The organism is Flagellimonas sediminis (assembly GCF_010500845.1).
GTDB classification, from domain to species: Bacteria; Bacteroidota; Bacteroidia; order Flavobacteriales; family Flavobacteriaceae; genus Flagellimonas; species Flagellimonas sediminis.
In genome coordinates, this window is the sequence record NZ_JAAAMI010000005.1 from 216872 (window position 1) to 233895 (window position 17024).

Sequence of the window (17024 nt, forward strand, 5' to 3'; positions counted from 1 at the left end):
TGGCAAAATTTAGATAGTGTATGGACTTTTTTTTGGATGTAGTACTGCCCATTCCCTTGGAAAGACTTTTTACCTATAAAATCACATCGCAAGAAGCAGATTTTATTAAAAAGGGGATGAGGGTCGCAGTGCCTTTTGGTAAATCCAAGATCTATACCGCAATTGCTTATCGGGTACACCGTGAAGCCCCTAGTGCCTATGAACCCAAGGAAATCTATCAGATTTTGGACGAAATCCCCTTGGTCAATGAATTTCAGCTAAAACATTGGGAATGGATCGCCGAATACTACATGTGTACCTTGGGAGAGGTAATCCGTAGTGCATTGCCCAGTGCCTTCATGCTGGAAAGCGAGACCTTGGTGTTGTTGAACAAAGAGGTCCAAGTGGATGAAATGGGACTTCAGGATGATGAGTTTTTGGTCTTTGAGGCCCTGCAGCACCAGACCCACCTCCAAATTGGCGAAATCAGTGATATTGTGGACAAGAAGAATGTACTGTCCCTCATCAACCGTTTGGTGCAGAAAGGGGTGGTACTTCAAAAGGAAGAGCTTTACGAACAGTACAAACCCAAAATGGTACGCTATGTGAAGCTTTCGGACACCTACAGTGGTGATGCGCAACTGGAGGAATTGCTGAACGAGCTTTCCCGCGCACCGAAACAAAGTCAAGTGGTATTGACCCTTTTTCAGATACAGGCCAAGAATAAAAAGCCAATTCCCATTGATGACCTGGAAAGGGAAAGCGGCAGTTCCAAAGCGGTGATCAAAGCCTTGATCGATAAAGGTGTGCTGGAAGAATATTACATCAGAAAGGATCGGGTGGAGCATGGAGATGCCTCCGACGAGTCCAAGAATATTTCCTTGAATGAACACCAGACCAAGGCATTGACAGCTATACGTTCATCTTTTGAAGAAAAGAAACCGGTACTGTTGCATGGGGTAACTTCCTCTGGAAAAACCGAGGTATATGTAAAATTGATCCAAAAGTGCCTAGATGAAGGCAAACAGGCCCTTTACCTATTGCCGGAAATCGCGTTGACTTCCCAATTGATCAATAGGTTGCAGCATTATTTTGGGAACAAAGTTTCGGTATACCATTCCAAATACAGTATTCATGAAAGGGTGGAGGTCTGGAACAATGTGCTGCACAACGCAGAAAAGGCCCAGATTGTTCTTGGTGCACGCTCCTCGTTGTTTTTGCCATTTTCTAATCTTGGTTTGGTTGTAGTGGACGAGGAACACGAGAGCTCCTATAAACAATTTGATCCTGCCCCAAGGTACCATGCAAGGGATGCGGCCATAGTTTTGGCTTCGCTCCATGGTTCGGATACGGTTTTGGGGTCTGCTACCCCAAGTATAGAGAGTATGTACAATGCCAAGTTGGGCAAGTATGGCTATGCTGCCATTCCCTACCGATTCGGAAATGTTTTAATGCCCGAAATCAATTTAGTGGATATTAAGGAGGCCACCCGAAAGAAACGGATGAAAGGTCATTTTTCGGAAATCTTGATCAACGCCATTGCGGAGGCCTTGGAAGAAGGGGAGCAGGTGATTCTTTTCCAAAACCGAAGGGGATTTGCGCCCGTGGTGGAGTGTACCACTTGTGGGCATGTGGCCCAGTGCCCCAATTGCGATGTAAGCCTGACCTACCATCAACATAGAAATCAACTGCGCTGTCATTACTGCGGATACCACATGGCCTTGCAACAAGCGTGTTTGGCCTGCGGGAATACCACTTTGGATAAAAAGGGTTTCGGTACGGAACAGATTCAGGAAGAATTGGGAGAGCTTTTCCCCAAAGCAACCGTCGGGCGGATGGATTTGGATACCACACGGGGCAAATATGCCTATGAAAAAATCATTTCGGCTTTTGAAAACCAAGAAATAGACATTTTGGTGGGTACCCAAATGGTGACCAAAGGTCTCGACTTCAGGAATGTAAGTTTGGTAGGCATCATGAATGCGGATACCATGCTCAATTTCCCGGATTATCGTGCCCATGAGCGTAGTTTTCAAATGCTTACCCAAGTGGCGGGTAGGGCAGGACGCACCCAAAAACGCGGGAAGGTGTTGATTCAGAGCTACAATCCGTACCACCAGATTTTGCAGCAGGTGACCACCAATGATTATGACAAAATGTTCGCTGAGCAGTTGTACGAAAGGGAACAGTTCAAATACCCACCTTTGGTGAGGATCATCAAGATCACTTTAAAGGACAGGGATTTCAATAAATTGAACGAGGCTTCGGACTGGTTGGCCAGTTCATTGTGCAATGTACTCAAGACACCTGTTCTGGGCCCGGAATATCCTCCTGTGGCCCGCATCCGAAGGGATTATTTAAAGAATGTACTGGTTAAGATCCCGCGGGATTACCCGTTGTTACAAACAAAAAATAGCATTAAAAGAATCGAAAGATCTTTTAATGCTATTTCCAAGTATAAAAGTGTACGATTGGTCTACAATGTAGACCACATATAATTATACGTTGGCAAGTGCTTCAGCCAGCTCGGTTTTCTTGTTTCGGCTCAATGGAATCTGTCTCCCCCCAACTTCAACATTTTTGCTGTTGAATTTTTCTATCTTCTCCAGATTCACAATATAAGATTTATGGATGCGAAGGAATTTTTCGGTAGGCAATTGCTTTTCGAAAGACTTCATAGTGGAAAGGATTACGATATTGGCCTCATCGGTGACCAATTTGATGTAATCTCCCAACGCTTCTACCCATTTAATGTCGTTTAGGATAACCTTACGTTTTTTAAGGTTGCTCTTTACAAAGATGTGCTCCTCGTCCTCATCTACCCTGTTCATTTGCTCGAATTTGGCAACGGCTCTTTTCACGGAGGCTTCAAAACGGGCCAAGGTAATAGGTTTGTGAAGGTAATCGGTTACATCGTAGTCAAAAGCTTTAAGTGCATAATCAGGTTTTCCGGTGATCAGGATTACCTGTGGTGGGTTCTCTAGGGCCTCTAAAAGGTCAAAACCACTGATGATAGGCATCTCTACATCAAGAAAAATAAGGTCGATGTCGTGGTTTTTCAGGCCATTTTTGGCTTCAATGGCGTTACTGTATTCAGCAACCAAAGCAAGATGTGGATGATTGTTGACCAATTTGGCAACGGCCATCCGCTGCATGGAAGAATCGTCTACAATTATACTTTTTAATTTCATAGAATGGGGTGATTTGTAGGGTTTTAAATCATCGGCAAATTACACAAAAATGACGGTTAGGAACAACAAAAGATGTAAACATGGTATATTTTGTTGTGTATATTGCCATATACGTTATTTAGGTTTATTGGGTTTGTTATTGTTGATAACTCTTGTACTTTAAACGAAGTTTTTTTGCTTTTCTTGCAAGGTGATGGAAATATTACTATTTTTGCGCTCCTTTTAAATATAATATAATGAACCATTACGAAACTGTTTTCATTTTGAATCCCGTTCTGTCTGAAACACAGATAGAGGAAACAGTCAAAAAATTCGAGGATTTTTTGATTAACAATGGTGCCAAAATGGTCTCCAAGGAAGATTGGGGACTTAAAAAATTGGCCTATCCCATTCAGCACAAGAAAAGTGGTTTTTACCACTTGTTCGAATTCACCGCCCCTGGTGAGGCCATCGGTCCTTACGAGGTGGAATTCAGGAGAGATGAGCGCGTTATGCGTTTTTTGACCGTTAAGCTGGACAAGCATGCTATTGCTTGGGCAGAAAAACGTAGAACCAAATTAAAAGCAAAGGCATAGGTTATGGCATCTATTGAACAACAAGCAAAAGCAAAAAAAGACGGGGAAATTAGATATTTGACCCCTCTGAACATTGAGACCAACAAGCAAAAGAAGTATTGTAGATTCAAAAAATCAGGTATTAAGTACATTGATTACAAAGATCCTGATTTCTTGATGAAATTGGTGAACGAGCAAGGAAAATTGCTTCCTCGCAGACTTACCGGTACTTCCTTGAAATATCAGAGAAAAGTGGCCCAGGCCGTTAAGCGCGCCCGTCACATTGCGTTAATGCCGTACGTAGGCGATATGTTGAAATAAAAAATACCGAAGAATGGAACTTATTCTAAGAGAAGATGTACAAGATTTGGGATTTAAGGATGATATCGTTTCCGTAAAGAACGGTTACGGAAGAAACTACCTTATCCCACAAGGTTTGGCCACATTGGCTACTCCATCTGCCAAAAAAGTTTTGGCCGAGAACCTTAAGCAAAGAGCCCACAAAGAGAAGAAAATTGTTGATGAGGCCACTAAAGTTGCCGAAGCCCTAAAACAATTACAGATCCGCATCGCTGCCAAAGCTGGTGCAGGTGACAAATTGTTCGGGTCTGTCACCAATATTGATTTGGCAGAGGCTTTGGACAAAGAAGGACACCAAATCGAGCGAAAGTTCATCAATATCAAAGGTGGAGCGATCAAGCGAGTGGGGCCTTACGAAGCAGTCATCAGACTTCACAGGGAAGTTGTTGTGGAATTTCCTTTTGAGGTTATCGCTGAAACGAAGTAACATACTGTAATAAGTATTTGGAAATAAAGGAGCCGTGTTCGCATGGCTCTTTTTTTATTTTGATTTTTTTGGGACAAACCCAGACCGATTATTTTTGCAGCATGAAATACAAAAGACTTTCAAAAGAACAGTTGGAGGAGTTACATCCTGAGTTCATCAACTTTTTGGCCACACAGTCCATTACGGCCAAAGAGTGGAAAACCATTAAGGCCGAGAAGCCAGAGGTGGCCGAGGAGGAAATCGATGTGTTCAGTGACCTGATCTGGGAAGGAGTACTCTCCAAAGTGGAATATCTGGAAAATATTTCGGAACGGCACATGCATTTGTTCCACTTGACCGACAAAGAGATGAAACTCCTTTCCGTAAAGGTGATGAATCCTGAAATAGACCTACGGACCAAAGTCGGTTTCGATTGGTTCAAACGTAACTTTCAGTCCGATTTTGTGGAATACCTGACCGCTTCCAAAGCCTATGGGGAAGATAAAAACGTGGACAAGTTTGAAATCATTAAACAAGGGGCTGTAATCACCAAAGGGGAACTCTACCAGTGGTTCGAGCAAATTATGGAATGATTCAGGGGTTTAGGGTAAATGGTTTTTGGGAAAGGATGCTATTCATTAGCATATAAAAATGTCATTCCAATGTAGCGAAGCGACTGAAGAATCCCTTAACCTTTCATCCCCATGCCCTTGATCCTTTACCCAAAACCGTATATTTGCACGAGAATTTGAAATTACATGGCACAAAAACCATCCATACCCAAGGGAACCCGCGATTTTTCACCTGCAGAGGTCGCAAAGCGTAATTATATCATCCAAAGCATCAAAAAACATTTTGAAACCTTTGGTTTCATGCCGATAGAGACCCCGTCTTTTGAAAATTCAGAGACCTTGATGGGCAAGTATGGGGATGAAGGAGATCGCCTGATTTTTAAGATCTTGAATTCCGGCGATTTTATATCCAAGGTGGACGATGTGACCTACAGTTCCAAAAATTCAACTTCGCTTACCCCCAAAATCTCTGAAAAGGCTCTTCGTTATGATCTTACGGTGCCTTTTGCGCGTTATGTGGTCATGCACCAAAATGAAATTGATTTTCCCTTTAAACGCTATCAAATTCAACCGGTTTGGCGTGCCGATAGGCCCCAAAAAGGACGTTTCCGTGAGTTTTATCAATGCGATGCCGATGTAGTAGGAGCCGATTCGTTGTTGCAAGAAGTGGAATTTGTGCAGTTGTACGATGCCGTTTTTACCGATTTGGGATTGAAGGGCTGTACCATAAAGATCAATAACCGAAAAATTCTTTTGGGCATTGCTGAAGTGATCGGCGCCAAACATTTATTGATCGATTTTACCGTGGCCCTGGATAAATTGGATAAGATAGGAGAGGAGAAGGTGAAGGAAGAAATGATGGAAAAAGGCATTTCTGAGAACGCCATAGCCAAGGCCCAGCCTTTGTTTGAAATGAAAGGAAACGCTTCAGAGCAATTGGAGCAATTGAAAACCTTACTTGCCAACTCAGAAGTAGGTATGCGTGGGCTTTCCGAATTGGAGGAAATTATTTCCACAGTAAACATGATTGGTTTACAATCCGCTCATTTACAATTGGACGTGACCTTGGCCAGAGGACTCAACTACTATACCGGTGCCATCTTTGAAGTAGCCGCTCCCGAAGGGGTGAGCATGGGTTCCATAGGTGGTGGTGGCCGTTATGACGACCTAACCGGCATTTTTGGCCTTCCAAATGTAAGTGGCGTGGGGATTTCCTTCGGATTGGATCGTATTTACCTTGTGTTGGAAGAATTAAACCTGTTCCCCGATAGTTTGGATACTTCTTTGGATGTGCTTTGCCTCAATTTCGGTAAGGGTGAGGGATTGGCTTCCTTGAAGTTGGTGTCAACCTTAAGAAAATCTGGCCTTCGTGCTGATTTATACCCGTCTGATGCCAAAGTGCAAAAACAGTTCAAATATGCCGATAAAAGAAATGTCCCCTATGTGATTCTATTGGGAGAACAGGAACTTGCTGAAGGAAAATTTGTGGTCAAGAACATGAAAACGGGTGACCAAAAATCGTACGACTTCGATGCTGTCCAACAATTTGCCGAAACCATCAAATCCGACTTTTAATTTCCTTTACGATGGTTTTGTAATAAGTGGGACCGTGGGGCACATACTTGGCAACATTGGCCAGCCCCCAGGTTTCCTCGGCAAATTTGAACAGGGGAATCAACGCCAGATCATCCACTTCACTGTCCTGCTTGGTCAATGCGGTCAGAGGAACCTTTAATTTACAAAGATAGATATGGTGGAACTCGGCATCGATAAAGTCTTCAGAGATTTTATGCACGGCTTTGAAGGTGCCGATAGGTTCCAAATCCTTTTCGGAAACGGTAAGACCAACTTCTTCCTGTACTTCGCGTACGGCAGCTACGGAAATTTCCTCGCCCGAAGACACGTGTCCCGCAACGGAAACATCCCAAAGTAGGGGATGGGTATCCTTGTGTTTGCCCCGTTGTTGGATCAACACCCGACCATCTTGGGTGTACAGCCACACATGGATGGTGGGATGTAGTAAACCTTTCCGATGCGCTTCGGATTTTAAACAGGACTGCCCCTTTGGGTTACCTTGCTCATCCAAAATGTCCACATATTCATCCATACCCATAAAGATAAGAAATTGTCACTTCGAGCGTAGTCGAGTGGACACTTAGTTCTCAACGGTGGTTCTGAAGGAGCTTTGCGACTGAAGAATATAATACTTTATACAGATTCTTCGCTGCGCTCAGAATGACCTTTAGTTAGTCAAAATAACTGAACGTTTCCCCCTCTTTTATGGTCAATAGGGTTTCATAGATCAATCGAATCACATTTTCCACGTCTTCCTTGTGCACGGTTTCCACCGTGGTGTGCATGTAGCGCAGTGGAAGGGAGATCAAGGCCGAGGCCACACCGCCATTGCTATAGGCAAAGGCGTCAGTATCCGTGCCAGTATAGCGAGATGCGGCTAGGCGTTGGAAAGGAATCTTTTTTCCTTCGGCCGTTTCAATGATGCGTTCCCTTAATTTGTTCTGCACCGCAGGAGCATAAGAAACCACAGGTCCTGAACCGATTAAGATTTCCCCTTCTTTTTTCTTGTCGATCATCGGGGTGGTGGTGTCGTGGCAAACATCCGTTACGATGGCTACGTTAGGTTTAATGGTCTGTGTGATCATCTCGGCACCACGAAGACCAATTTCCTCTTGTACAGAATTGGTCACATACAATCCAAAAGGTAGTTTCTTCTTGTTCTCATGAAGCAATCGGGCCACCTCTGCAATCATAAATCCACCTACACGGTTATCCAGGGCGCGACAAACAAATTTGTCCTTGTTCAAAATTTGGAACTGGTCGGGGTAAGTGATTACACAACCTACGTGCACGCCCATTTTTTCCACTTCGGCCTTGTCTTTGGCACCGATGTCAATGAAGATGTTTTCCAATTTTGGGGATTCTTCCTTGGCTCGGTCACGGGTATGGATGGCCGGCCATCCAAAAACACCTTTCACCACACCATTTTTGGTATGGATGTCCACCCATTTGGATGGGGCTATCTGATGGTCACTGCCTCCGTTTCTGATAACATAAAGCAGCCCATTATCGGTAATATAGTTGACATACCAGGAAATTTCATCGGAATGGCCCTCTATGACCACCTTGTATTTTGCCTTTGGGTTGATGACGGCCACCGCGGTACCATAGGTATCCGTTATAAAGTCATCTACATAGGGTTTTAGGTAGTCCATCCAAATTTTCTGACCTTCCCATTCGTAGCCCGTGGGCGATGGGTTGTTCAGATATTTTTCTAGAAATTCAAGGGATTTTTTGTTGATGATCTTAGCTGATGCCATACGTCTGATTTAGTACACAAACATAAGAATATTCACTTTTATTTAATAGCCAAATCATACCTTTATATGTAATTTTGGCTGGACTTTTGACAAATGAACCGCATGTTTCGTAGTGCTATTTTAGGTGTCTTCCTCATGATTTGGTTCCTTGGGTTTTCCCAGGAGACCGAAAAGGATTCTATTTTGTTTCCGAAGGATACCGTGGAGGATTACTACGTCCGGTTTGAGGGAGATTCCATATTATTGAGTTCCATTGAGCTCGATGAAGTCTACATTTTTGGAAAGTTGGAGTTTGCGGACAAGAACGAACGGCTCCGCTATTTGATCCTACGCAGAAAGACCTTAAAGGTATACCCATATGCAAAATTGGCCGCTGAACGTTTGGTGGAGTTGAACGATAGTCTACAACACATTACGAAGAAGCGCCATCAGAAAAAATACACCAAAAAAGTCCAGAAATATATAGAGGAAGAATTTTCAGGGGAATTGAAAAAATTGACCCGTACCGAAGGGCAGATTTTGGTCAAATTGATACACAGACAGACTGGGGAAACGGCTTTTGATTTGGTAAAGGAATTACGGAGCGGGTGGAGGGCCTTTTGGTACAACACTACAGCCAGTATGTTCAAAATCAGTTTAAAAGAGGAGTTTTTGCCTGAGCAAGTCCTTGAGGATTATTTGATTGAGGATATCTTGCAACGTGCCTTTTCGGCGAATCAATTGGTCCGTCAAAAATCGGTTTTGGACTACGATTATGCCCAGTTGACCAACAAGTGGAAAAGTAAATCTCCTACCTCTAAAAATTAATTCTTGGTCTTTTTTCCAAAAAGGGCATCCATCACAATACTTACCGAACGGAATCCCAGATAAATGGCCAATCCAGCGAACAAAAGACCCAAGATCAATACGGGGATATAAAGAAAATGGTCTTCGTTCTTAAAGGCCTCGTAGATCAAAAAAGGCCCCATGAACATTGCCAATACGGTAAATCCGAATGATTTTATGCCTTTGACCAAAAGTTCCTTGTCGGTTCGCCTCATAGGACCAAAGTAGGAATATTAACTTATATTTAGAGGGTAATGCACAAAAATTGACCATGGAAATACTAGTTCTTGCGGTGGTTGTCCTCTTTATCATTTTGGCCACTGTAAAGTTTAAGATGCACCCTATCTTCTCGCTCACTCTTGCGGCCGTGGCATCTGGTTTTTTGTTAGGGCTTTCACCCCAGGATATCATGGCCACCATCGGGGATGGTTTTGGAAAGACACTTTCAGGAATCGGTTTGGTAATTGCCTTTGGAACCGTTATCGGGATTTATCTCGAGAAAACGGGTAGTACACAGGTATTGGCCAACAGTATTTTAAAATGGATAGGGTTAAAACGATCACCACTGGCCATTAACCTTGCCGGATATGTCATTTCCATCCCGGTTTTCTGCGACTCGGGGTTCATCATCCTTTCCTCATTGAACAAGGCCATTAGTAAAAAAACGGGGATACCTGCCTTGGTTTTTGCCATTGCTTTGGCCACAGGGCTGTATTCTGCACATGTTTTTGTGCCGCCAACCCCTGGTCCTTTGGCGGCGGCGGCTATTTTGGAAGCCGATTTGGGACTGGTGCTGCTCTTGGGGCTATTGGTGTCGATTCCCGTTTCCTTGACCGGTTATTTTTGGGCGACGTATATCGGTAAATCCTTAAAAGAAGATGAGGAAGTGGCAGCAGTTAAAGAAAAAGCTGAAGAAACCGGTTATGACATCAAACCCATTCAGGCCTTTATGCCTTTGTTGGCGCCAATCATATTGATTGCCTTAAAATCTGTTGTCAATTACCCTACTTACCCTTTGGGTAATGGTTGGGTATTCAAAATTTTGGACTTTTTGGGGAGCCCCGTGATTGCCTTGTTGATCGGAGTGTTTTTCGCTTTTTCACTGGGAAAAAAAGTACCTTCCAAAGAAAAAGAAGGTTGGGTGGCAGAAGCGTTCAAACAAGCGGGGTCCATTGTATTGATCACAGGGGCAGGGGGCGCTTTTGGTGCCATATTGCGGACCATTGATATCGCATCACTCATCAACTTGGAGTCCAGTACAGGTATGGGCGGGCTTTTGATCGCTTTTGTCATTGCTGCTATCCTGAAAACGGCCCAAGGATCTTCTACCGTGGCCATCATCACTACATCTGCCATTATTGCTCCTTTGCTGGAAACCTTTGGTTTGCTTGGTATTTCGGATAAGGCATTGGCCGTTTTGGCCGTTGGGGCCGGGGCCATGACGGTGTCCCATATCAACGATAGCTATTTTTGGGTGGTTTCCCAATTTTCGAACATGAATGTAAAGACCGCACTCCGAGGACATACCATGGGTACCTTGCTACAGGGAACCGTAGGTATTGTTATGGTCTTACTTCTTTATATGATTTTATAGACCTATTGTATGGTAACGGTCCGGGAATATTCCTGTACCACCGCAAAATAGCCCAGGGCGTAATCGTTGGGGCGCTCTACATTGTCATAAATATTGATGTTGTCCAAACCGGTAACATCAAATACATTGCCCCGTACCGTTGCAATAGGGGTTTGGAAGACCCCTCCGGTGTTCGTGGTCTGTTCCAGAATTAGGTCCATATAGTTGTAAAATTCCTCTGTAGCCCCCAGTATGCTTACGGTAACTTCCTGACCTGGATCTAGGCTATCATCATAGAAATACGAAAACGAGAACTGCTGTCCTTGAAAAAATTGGTCCTCGACGGTCAAAAATTCCCCAAAATCAAAATCGAACACATAAAAATTGTTCGCTTCGGAATCATCCGTGAAGGTTACGATCATTTCGGTCTCATCGTCTTCAAAAAGGGTACCGTCCCCCTGTTCCAGATTATCCAGCGGAACGGTAGGGGCATATTCGGTCTGCGCATAATAGTATTTTCCTTGATAGGTAATTTCCAAAATAAAGACGATACCCGGTTCTGCTGCCGATGTCCTGATGCGCTGATCAGAGGAGTAATTGGGGTCTGGAATATAGATACCTGTTCCCGGTTCCTTTTCGGCCAAAGAGGAGAAGGCCAAGGTCTCAAAAAGCCCATCGTTCAGAGGTCTACCGTAAGTGATCACAGCGCTTTCCACCTGTACAGGTTGGTTTTCATCAAAATAATTGCTGGTTTCCTTCATTTTAATCTCCACATTAATGAACTCTTCGCTTTTGTCCACCCGTAAAAGTCCTTCAACAATCAGTTTGGGTTCTGTTTCCGGCAGGTCAACATCGATGACATCCTCACAAGAAAAGCATAAGGTAAAGGCCAATAGGTAGATGATTTCTTTTTTCATAACGCTAAAATTTAAAGTTGTAGGTTATGGATGGGATAATGCCAAAAATGGAGGTGCGAAGCGCCTCGTTCCTGCCCGTATCCTCATTTTCCCTAAAATTGATGGAAGCTGCATTCTTTCTGTTATAAACATTATAGATGCTGAAAACCCATTGTGACTGTATTTTTTTCCATTTATTCCGTTTTGGTGTCAATATGGCAGAAATGTCCAATCTGTGATAATTGGGCAATCGTTCCTTGTTTCTTTCCCCATAGTAGGGCACGGTAACGCCTTCAAACTCAAACTGGCCTATGGGATAATTGGTGGGTTGCCCCGTTTGAAAGATAAAATTGGCATTGAAATTCCATTTTTCGTTCAAGTCATAACTGCCATAAAGGGCAAGGTCATGGGTCTTGTCATAAGGCGTACTGTACCATTCTCCCAAATTGATGCCCGTCTCCAGATTTGATCTTCCATTGTCAAAATCGAGGTCCCTTCCGGGAGTTCTTTGCTCGGAACGGGAGAGGGTGTAGGCCAACCAGCCCTTCAGCTTTCCTGTGTTCTTCCTGATCAAGAATTCAAGGCCATAGGCCCGCGCTTCACCATTTAGGATGACTTGTTCAATGGCGTTGTTGGCAATCAGGTTGGCCCCGTCAATATAATCGATCCTGTTTTGGATTTCTTTGTAAAAAGCTTCCGTTTCAAAGGTATAGTCCCCATTTTTTATGTTCCTGAAATACCCCAAGGCATATTGGTCGAGCAACTGGGGTTTCACAAAAGGACCGCTAGGTGTCCAAACATCCAAAGGGGTAGGGGAACTGGTGTTGGACAATAGATGCAGGTATTGTGCCAACCGCGTGTAGCTTGCCTTTACCGAAGCTTTGTTGTTGAAGCTAAACGAAACGGCCACCCGGGGCTCCAAGTTCAAAAACTTTTTGAGGGTTCCTCTCTTACCGGGATGTAGGGTATCTATAGGCTCCGCTTCGCGATACACCAAGGTAAAGGGATCAAAATTAACGGGATTGTCATTTTTATAGACATAGAATTCATCCTGCCCCAATCGGTTGAATTGACTAACCCTGAGGCCATATTCAATGCTTAGGCCCTCGGAGATGGTTTGCTCCACATCAATGTAAACCGCATTTTCATTGGCGTACTTTTTTGTGAGTTGTTCCTCAACAATGCCCGAGTCAGGGCTGTTGGGCTTGATCTTCCCCGGATTGAAGACGTAATAGGTGTTGTTGATGCCGTAATTGAGTTGTAGCTTATCACTGAGATAATGCTTCAAGTCGTACTTCAAGTTAAAGTTTTGGATGCCAGAATCCCATTCAAATCCCACAAAATCAAGTTCTAAGCCATAATAATAATCCGAGTATATCAAGGAAAGGTTGGAAAAAAGTTTATCGGAGAACAAATGGTTCCATCTAAAGTTGCCCACGGCATTTCCGTAAGTGTTCACAAATTTCTCATTGATGCTGAAAAGGTCCCGTCCAAAATACCCCGAAAGAAAGATGCTGTTGTTTTCATTGATCTTATGGTTGATCTTGGTGTTCAGGTCGTAGAAATAAGCCTTGTTGTTCACATCGAAAAGAGGAAGGAAAAGATGGGCGTAAGAGGCCCGGCCGCCAATCAAAAAAGCGGTCCTATCTTTCTGTATTGGGCCTTCCAAAAGCAATCGACTTGCCACGGCGCCAATACCTCCACTCACATTAAAGTCCTTGCTATTCCCTTCTTTTTGGAATATTTCCAACACTGAGGATACCCGTCCGCCATACCGCGCCGGAATACCTCCCTTGAACAGTTTTACATCTTTGATGGCATCTGGGTTGAAAACGGAAAAGAATCCAAATAAATGGGAAGAGTTGAACACGGTGGCCTCGTCCAACAGAATCAAATTTTGGTCTGCAGCGCCTCCTCTTACATTAAATCCTGAAGAAGCTTCGCCTGCATTGGAGACCCCGGGGAGCAGTAACAGTGATTTGATCACATCTGCCTCGCCAAGCACCACGGGAATCTGCTTAATCGTCTGGGCAGCAAGGGTGTTCACGCTCATTTGGGGTTTTCGAATGTCGAGTCGTTCCACATCATCGGTTACCACAACCTCCTCCAATTCCTCGGCTTTCTCAACAAGGCTGAAATCCTTTTTAAGGTCACGGTTTAAACTGATGGTTTCAGAAACCTCCTGAAACCCAAGATAGCTTATGGTGATGCGATATTCTCCTTCGGGGAGCGTTATGGAGTAAAATCCATATTCATTGGTCGTTGTGCCGGTTTTAGGCTCTTGTACGGCGATGGTGACACCAATAAGGGTCTCGTTGCTTACAGCTTCGGAAACGGTTCCACTCAAGGTGTATTTCTGTTGGGCCTTAAGGACAAAAAAATGCCCAAACAGGGCCAGCAAAAATGCAAGACGGTATCTGGGCATTTGATTGGTTTTTCTAAAAATACAAATTAGATGGGTCAGTGAAAAATCGATAGGGTCCGTTCAAGCGATTTTAACAAAATTACCCACTAAAAAAAATGGGTGCAGTCCTATAAAAGGAACCTGTACCCATTCATCAGTAGTAAAATTGTTCGGCCAGTTAGGCTATGGAATCCAATATTTTGTTCAACGTTGCGCTCGGGCGCATGGCCTTGGATGCCAATTCCGCATCGGGAAGGTAATAACCACCAATATTAACGGTGCTACCTTGGGCATCGATCAATTCTTGCGCAATTTTGGCCTCGTTCGCTGATAGTTCCTGATATACCTTGCCGAAGGTGGCCTTTAAATCGGTATCGTCATTCTGAGCCGCCAACTGCTCCGCCCAATATAAAGTCAGATAAAAGTGGCTACCCCTTGTGTCAATTTCATTCACTTTTCTGGAAGGGGATTTATCGTTGTTCAGGAACTCCTCCGTTGCTTTATCTAGGGCATCGGCCAAAACCTGGGCTTTTTTGTTGTTGTTCTTTTCACTGAAGAATTCCAAGGAAACGGCCAAGGCCAAGAATTCCCCAAGGGAATCCCATCGCAAGTGTCCTTCTTCCAAGAATTGCTCCACGTGCTTGGGGGCGGAACCTCCGGCACCGGTTTCAAACAGCCCACCACCGTTCATCAAAGGAACAATGGAAAGCATCTTGGCACTGGTTCCCACTTCTAAAATCGGGAAAAGGTCGGTTAAGTAGTCCCTTAATACGTTACCGGAAACCGAAATGGTATCCTTGCCTTCCTTCATGCGTTTCAATGTAAATTTGGTTGCTTCGATTGGGGAAAGGATTCGGATATCCAATCCTTTGGTATCGTGGTCCTTTAGGTAAACGTTCACTTTCTTGATCAGTTCAAGGTCATGGGCCCTTTCATCATCCAACCAAAAAATGGCAGGGGTATCGGTAGCCCTGGCACGAGAAACGGCCAGTTTAACCCAATCTTGAACCGGAGCGTCCTTCACTTGGCACATTCTCCAGATATCTCCTTCTTCAACACTGTGCTGAATCAAGGTTTCACCAGTGGCAATATTGACCACTTTTACGATACCTGCAGTAGAAATCTCAAAAGTCTTGTCATGGGAACCATATTCTTCTGCTTTTTGAGCCATAAGACCCACATTCGGGACGGTACCCATGGTGGTTGGGTCAAAAGCACCATTTTCTTTACAAAAATCGATGGTAGCCTGATATACCCCAGCGTAGCTGCTATCAGGTATGATGGCTTTGGTATCCTGCAATTGACCATTCTTGTCCCACATTTTTCCTGAATTACGAATCATGGCCGGCATGGATGCATCAATGATCACATCACTCGGAACATGTAGGTTGGTGATGCCTTTTTCGGAATTCACCATGGCCAGGTCTGGGCCATTTTCGATGCTCTTGGCAATGGCTGCCTTTATTTCCTTGTGCTGGTCTTCGGGAAGCTGGCCAATCTTGTCCAAAAGGGTCTCTAGGCCATTATTGGCATTAATGCCCAATTTTTGGAAAGTATCCCCATAATTTTTGAAAAGCTCAGCAAAATACACCTTCAATGCATGTCCAAAGATGATAGGGTCGGAAACCTTCATCATGGTCGCTTTAAAGTGAAGTGAAAGCAATATATGGTTTTTGCGGGCGTCCTCTATTTCTTTGGAAAGGAATTCCACCAACGCCTTTTTGCTCATAACCGTAGCATCGATGATCTCTCCTTTTTGAAGGGCAATCTTATCCTTTAAGATGGTGACTCCCCCCTTGTTGTCCACCAAATCAATACGGATATCGCAGGCCTCTGCAGTGGTCAATGATTTTTCATTTGATTTGAAGTCGCCATGCGCCATGGTGGCCACATGGGTCTTGGAATCCGCTGCCCAAGCTCCCATGGAATGGGGATGTGCCTTGGCATAATTTTTCACGGCCTTTGGTGCCCTACGGTCTGAATTACCTTCCCTTAACACAGGGTTTACGGCACTTCCCTTCACCTTGTCATACTTGGCCTTGATGATCTTTTCTTCGTCGGTTTTGGGGTCGTCTGGATAATCGGGAAGATTGTATCCTTTTTTCTGTAATTCCGTAATGGCTTCCTTCAACTGGGGAATGGAAGCACTGATATTGGGCAATTTTATGATATTGGCTTCAGGCGCTTTGGCAAGTTCTCCCAAAATGGCCAAGTCATCAGCAACCTTTTGATCGTCTGTCAGATATTCCGGAAAAATAGCGGCAATACGCCCTGCTAACGAGATGTCCTTGGTCTCAATGGAAATATTGGCGGTCTCGGTAAAGGATTTTACAATTGGAAGGAAGGATAGGGTAGCCAAGGCAGGTGCCTCGTCTGTTTTGGTGTAAAAAATTTTAGCCATTTAAATGTGTTATGTTTGAGCGGTGCAAATATACAATTTATGAATGGTGCACTCGCTATGGAATGGCTAAATATAGGCCATGCGGCGGTATTATCACAAAAAAACAAAAGCCATATCTTTGTTTTCACATAGATATGGCTTTCAGAATGGGATCGCAAGAGTTGTTCTGTGTTGCTACAGCACCGCAATCTAATGATCGCCTCTTTCGCCCCTTCGACGTTTTCTTTGCCCGGTTTACCCATCTTTCGATCGGGCCCCGTGTTACAAAGCGTTCCGATTCTTTCCTAAACTTTATCAAAATGGGAAATTTCCCTCCCATTCGCACATAAAATTTACTATTTCTCCTAAAAACCGACCATAAGCCAGTTTCAATTTGAAATTCCTTTTGTGATCAGTAGTGTTACCAATTAAAAGGGAAATCTCGGTTTTTTTAAAGAACGTCAACTTTAAAAGTTGAAATACGCCTGTGATGGTATCACCTTCATATTTCTTTTACTAATGTAGGGTAAAGAAGGAGAAAAACAAATT

General features: G+C 43.9%; 15 protein-coding genes. 8 read left to right on the forward strand and 7 right to left on the reverse strand.

All coding sequences use genetic code 11. The annotated features are described in order from the left end of the window. Nucleotides 1-20 precede the first annotated feature (20 nt). The gene (gene priA, locus GTK07_RS11765; RefSeq protein WP_163635436.1) at nucleotides 21-2477 is read left to right on the forward strand and encodes a replication restart helicase PriA; all 2457 of its coding nucleotides are present in this window, start codon (nucleotides 21-23) and stop codon (nucleotides 2475-2477) included. Here priA and GTK07_RS11770 read toward each other — a convergent pair whose 3' ends face one another. Then, entirely contained in the window at nucleotides 2478-3170 is a 693-nt protein-coding gene (locus GTK07_RS11770) for a LytR/AlgR family response regulator transcription factor (protein WP_163635437.1), read from the reverse strand. Nucleotides 3171-3406: 236 nt separating this feature from the next. Here GTK07_RS11770 and rpsF point away from each other — a divergent pair, with 236 nt between their 5' ends. From rpsF to hisS, 5 genes are all read left to right on the forward strand, one after another. Continuing rightward, nucleotides 3407-3745 carry a 30S ribosomal protein S6 gene (rpsF, locus tag GTK07_RS11775; RefSeq protein ID WP_119641296.1) on the forward strand — a complete coding sequence of 113 codons (339 nt, stop codon included), beginning with the start codon at nucleotides 3407-3409 and terminating at the stop codon, nucleotides 3743-3745. 3 nt (nucleotides 3746-3748) lie between these two features. After that, nucleotides 3749-4045, forward strand: coding sequence for a 30S ribosomal protein S18 (gene rpsR / locus GTK07_RS11780; RefSeq protein WP_072882551.1), 297 nt, complete (start codon nucleotides 3749-3751; stop codon nucleotides 4043-4045). A 13-nt stretch (nucleotides 4046-4058) separates the two neighbouring features. Beyond that, on the forward strand, nucleotides 4059-4511 hold the full coding sequence (gene rplI, locus GTK07_RS11785; protein WP_163635438.1) for a 50S ribosomal protein L9: 453 nt from the start codon (nucleotides 4059-4061) through the stop codon (nucleotides 4509-4511). 101 nt (nucleotides 4512-4612) lie between these two features. Further along, nucleotides 4613-5083 carry a DUF6495 family protein gene (locus GTK07_RS11790; RefSeq protein WP_163635439.1) on the forward strand — a complete coding sequence of 157 codons (471 nt, stop codon included), beginning with the start codon at nucleotides 4613-4615 and terminating at the stop codon, nucleotides 5081-5083. Between the two features lie 165 nt (nucleotides 5084-5248). Next, on the forward strand, nucleotides 5249-6637 hold the full coding sequence (gene hisS, locus GTK07_RS11795) for a histidine--tRNA ligase (protein WP_163635440.1): 1389 nt from the start codon (nucleotides 5249-5251) through the stop codon (nucleotides 6635-6637). On the opposite strand, the gene GTK07_RS11800 is transcribed toward hisS, so the two are convergent. Beyond that, a complete protein-coding gene (locus GTK07_RS11800) occupies nucleotides 6621-7175 on the reverse strand; it encodes an NUDIX hydrolase (protein WP_313790805.1) in 555 nt (184 codons plus the stop codon). The two genes, hisS and GTK07_RS11800, sit on opposite strands and share 17 nt — an antisense overlap. Before the next feature lie 133 nt (nucleotides 7176-7308). Further along, nucleotides 7309-8397 carry a M42 family metallopeptidase gene (locus GTK07_RS11805; protein WP_163635441.1) on the reverse strand — a complete coding sequence of 363 codons (1089 nt, stop codon included), beginning with the start codon at nucleotides 8395-8397 and terminating at the stop codon, nucleotides 7309-7311. A 102-nt stretch (nucleotides 8398-8499) separates the two neighbouring features. Here GTK07_RS11805 and GTK07_RS11810 point away from each other — a divergent pair, with 102 nt between their 5' ends. Continuing rightward, a complete protein-coding gene (locus tag GTK07_RS11810; RefSeq protein WP_163635442.1) occupies nucleotides 8500-9204 on the forward strand; it encodes a DUF4294 domain-containing protein in 705 nt (234 codons plus the stop codon). Here the strand turns inward: GTK07_RS11810 and GTK07_RS11815 are convergent. Next, on the reverse strand, nucleotides 9201-9437 hold the full coding sequence (locus tag GTK07_RS11815; RefSeq protein ID WP_163635443.1) for a DUF6095 family protein: 237 nt from the start codon (nucleotides 9435-9437) through the stop codon (nucleotides 9201-9203). The genes GTK07_RS11810 and GTK07_RS11815 overlap by 4 nt on opposite strands. Before the next feature lie 56 nt (nucleotides 9438-9493). Here GTK07_RS11815 and GTK07_RS11820 point away from each other — a divergent pair, with 56 nt between their 5' ends. After that, nucleotides 9494-10816, forward strand: a complete 1323-nt coding sequence (locus GTK07_RS11820) for a GntP family permease (protein WP_163635444.1) — start codon at nucleotides 9494-9496, stop codon at nucleotides 10814-10816. A gap of 2 nt (nucleotides 10817-10818) precedes the next feature. Here GTK07_RS11820 and GTK07_RS11825 read toward each other — a convergent pair whose 3' ends face one another. The 3 genes from GTK07_RS11825 to GTK07_RS11835 form a co-directional block, all read right to left on the reverse strand. Continuing rightward, nucleotides 10819-11712, reverse strand: a complete 894-nt coding sequence (locus GTK07_RS11825) for a DUF4249 family protein (RefSeq protein WP_163635445.1) — start codon at nucleotides 11710-11712, stop codon at nucleotides 10819-10821. 4 nt (nucleotides 11713-11716) lie between these two features. Beyond that, nucleotides 11717-14116, reverse strand: coding sequence for a TonB-dependent receptor (locus GTK07_RS11830; protein ID WP_163635446.1), 2400 nt, complete (start codon nucleotides 14114-14116; stop codon nucleotides 11717-11719). A 157-nt stretch (nucleotides 14117-14273) separates the two neighbouring features. Then, the gene (locus GTK07_RS11835; protein ID WP_163635447.1) at nucleotides 14274-16496 is read right to left on the reverse strand and encodes an NADP-dependent isocitrate dehydrogenase; all 2223 of its coding nucleotides are present in this window, start codon (nucleotides 16494-16496) and stop codon (nucleotides 14274-14276) included. Nucleotides 16497-17024: the final 528 nt, after the last annotated feature.

What these genes read in the sequence shown, in the direction of transcription:
- rplI (WP_163635438.1), top strand. Translation starts at nt 4,059, where the DNA reads ATGGAACTTATTCTAAGAGAAGATGTACAAGATTTGGGATTTAAGGAT.
- rpsF (WP_119641296.1), top strand. Translation starts at nt 3,407, where the DNA reads ATGAACCATTACGAAACTGTTTTCATTTTGAATCCCGTTCTGTCTGAA.
- GTK07_RS11820 (WP_163635444.1), top strand. Translation starts at nt 9,494, where the DNA reads ATGGAAATACTAGTTCTTGCGGTGGTTGTCCTCTTTATCATTTTGGCC.
- GTK07_RS11790 (WP_163635439.1), top strand. Translation starts at nt 4,613, where the DNA reads ATGAAATACAAAAGACTTTCAAAAGAACAGTTGGAGGAGTTACATCCT.
- hisS (WP_163635440.1), top strand. Translation starts at nt 5,249, where the DNA reads ATGGCACAAAAACCATCCATACCCAAGGGAACCCGCGATTTTTCACCT.
- GTK07_RS11825 (WP_163635445.1), bottom strand. Translation starts at nt 11,712, where the DNA reads ATGAAAAAAGAAATCATCTACCTATTGGCCTTTACCTTATGCTTTTCT.
- GTK07_RS11830 (WP_163635446.1), bottom strand. Translation starts at nt 14,116, where the DNA reads ATGCCCAGATACCGTCTTGCATTTTTGCTGGCCCTGTTTGGGCATTTT.
- rpsR (WP_072882551.1), top strand. Translation starts at nt 3,749, where the DNA reads ATGGCATCTATTGAACAACAAGCAAAAGCAAAAAAAGACGGGGAAATT.
- GTK07_RS11800 (WP_313790805.1), bottom strand. Translation starts at nt 7,175, where the DNA reads ATGGGTATGGATGAATATGTGGACATTTTGGATGAGCAAGGTAACCCA.
- priA (WP_163635436.1), top strand. Translation starts at nt 21, where the DNA reads ATGGACTTTTTTTTGGATGTAGTACTGCCCATTCCCTTGGAAAGACTT.
- GTK07_RS11805 (WP_163635441.1), bottom strand. Translation starts at nt 8,397, where the DNA reads ATGGCATCAGCTAAGATCATCAACAAAAAATCCCTTGAATTTCTAGAA.
- GTK07_RS11810 (WP_163635442.1), top strand. Translation starts at nt 8,500, where the DNA reads ATGTTTCGTAGTGCTATTTTAGGTGTCTTCCTCATGATTTGGTTCCTT.
- GTK07_RS11835 (WP_163635447.1), bottom strand. Translation starts at nt 16,496, where the DNA reads ATGGCTAAAATTTTTTACACCAAAACAGACGAGGCACCTGCCTTGGCT.
- GTK07_RS11815 (WP_163635443.1), bottom strand. Translation starts at nt 9,437, where the DNA reads ATGAGGCGAACCGACAAGGAACTTTTGGTCAAAGGCATAAAATCATTC.
- GTK07_RS11770 (WP_163635437.1), bottom strand. Translation starts at nt 3,170, where the DNA reads ATGAAATTAAAAAGTATAATTGTAGACGATTCTTCCATGCAGCGGATG.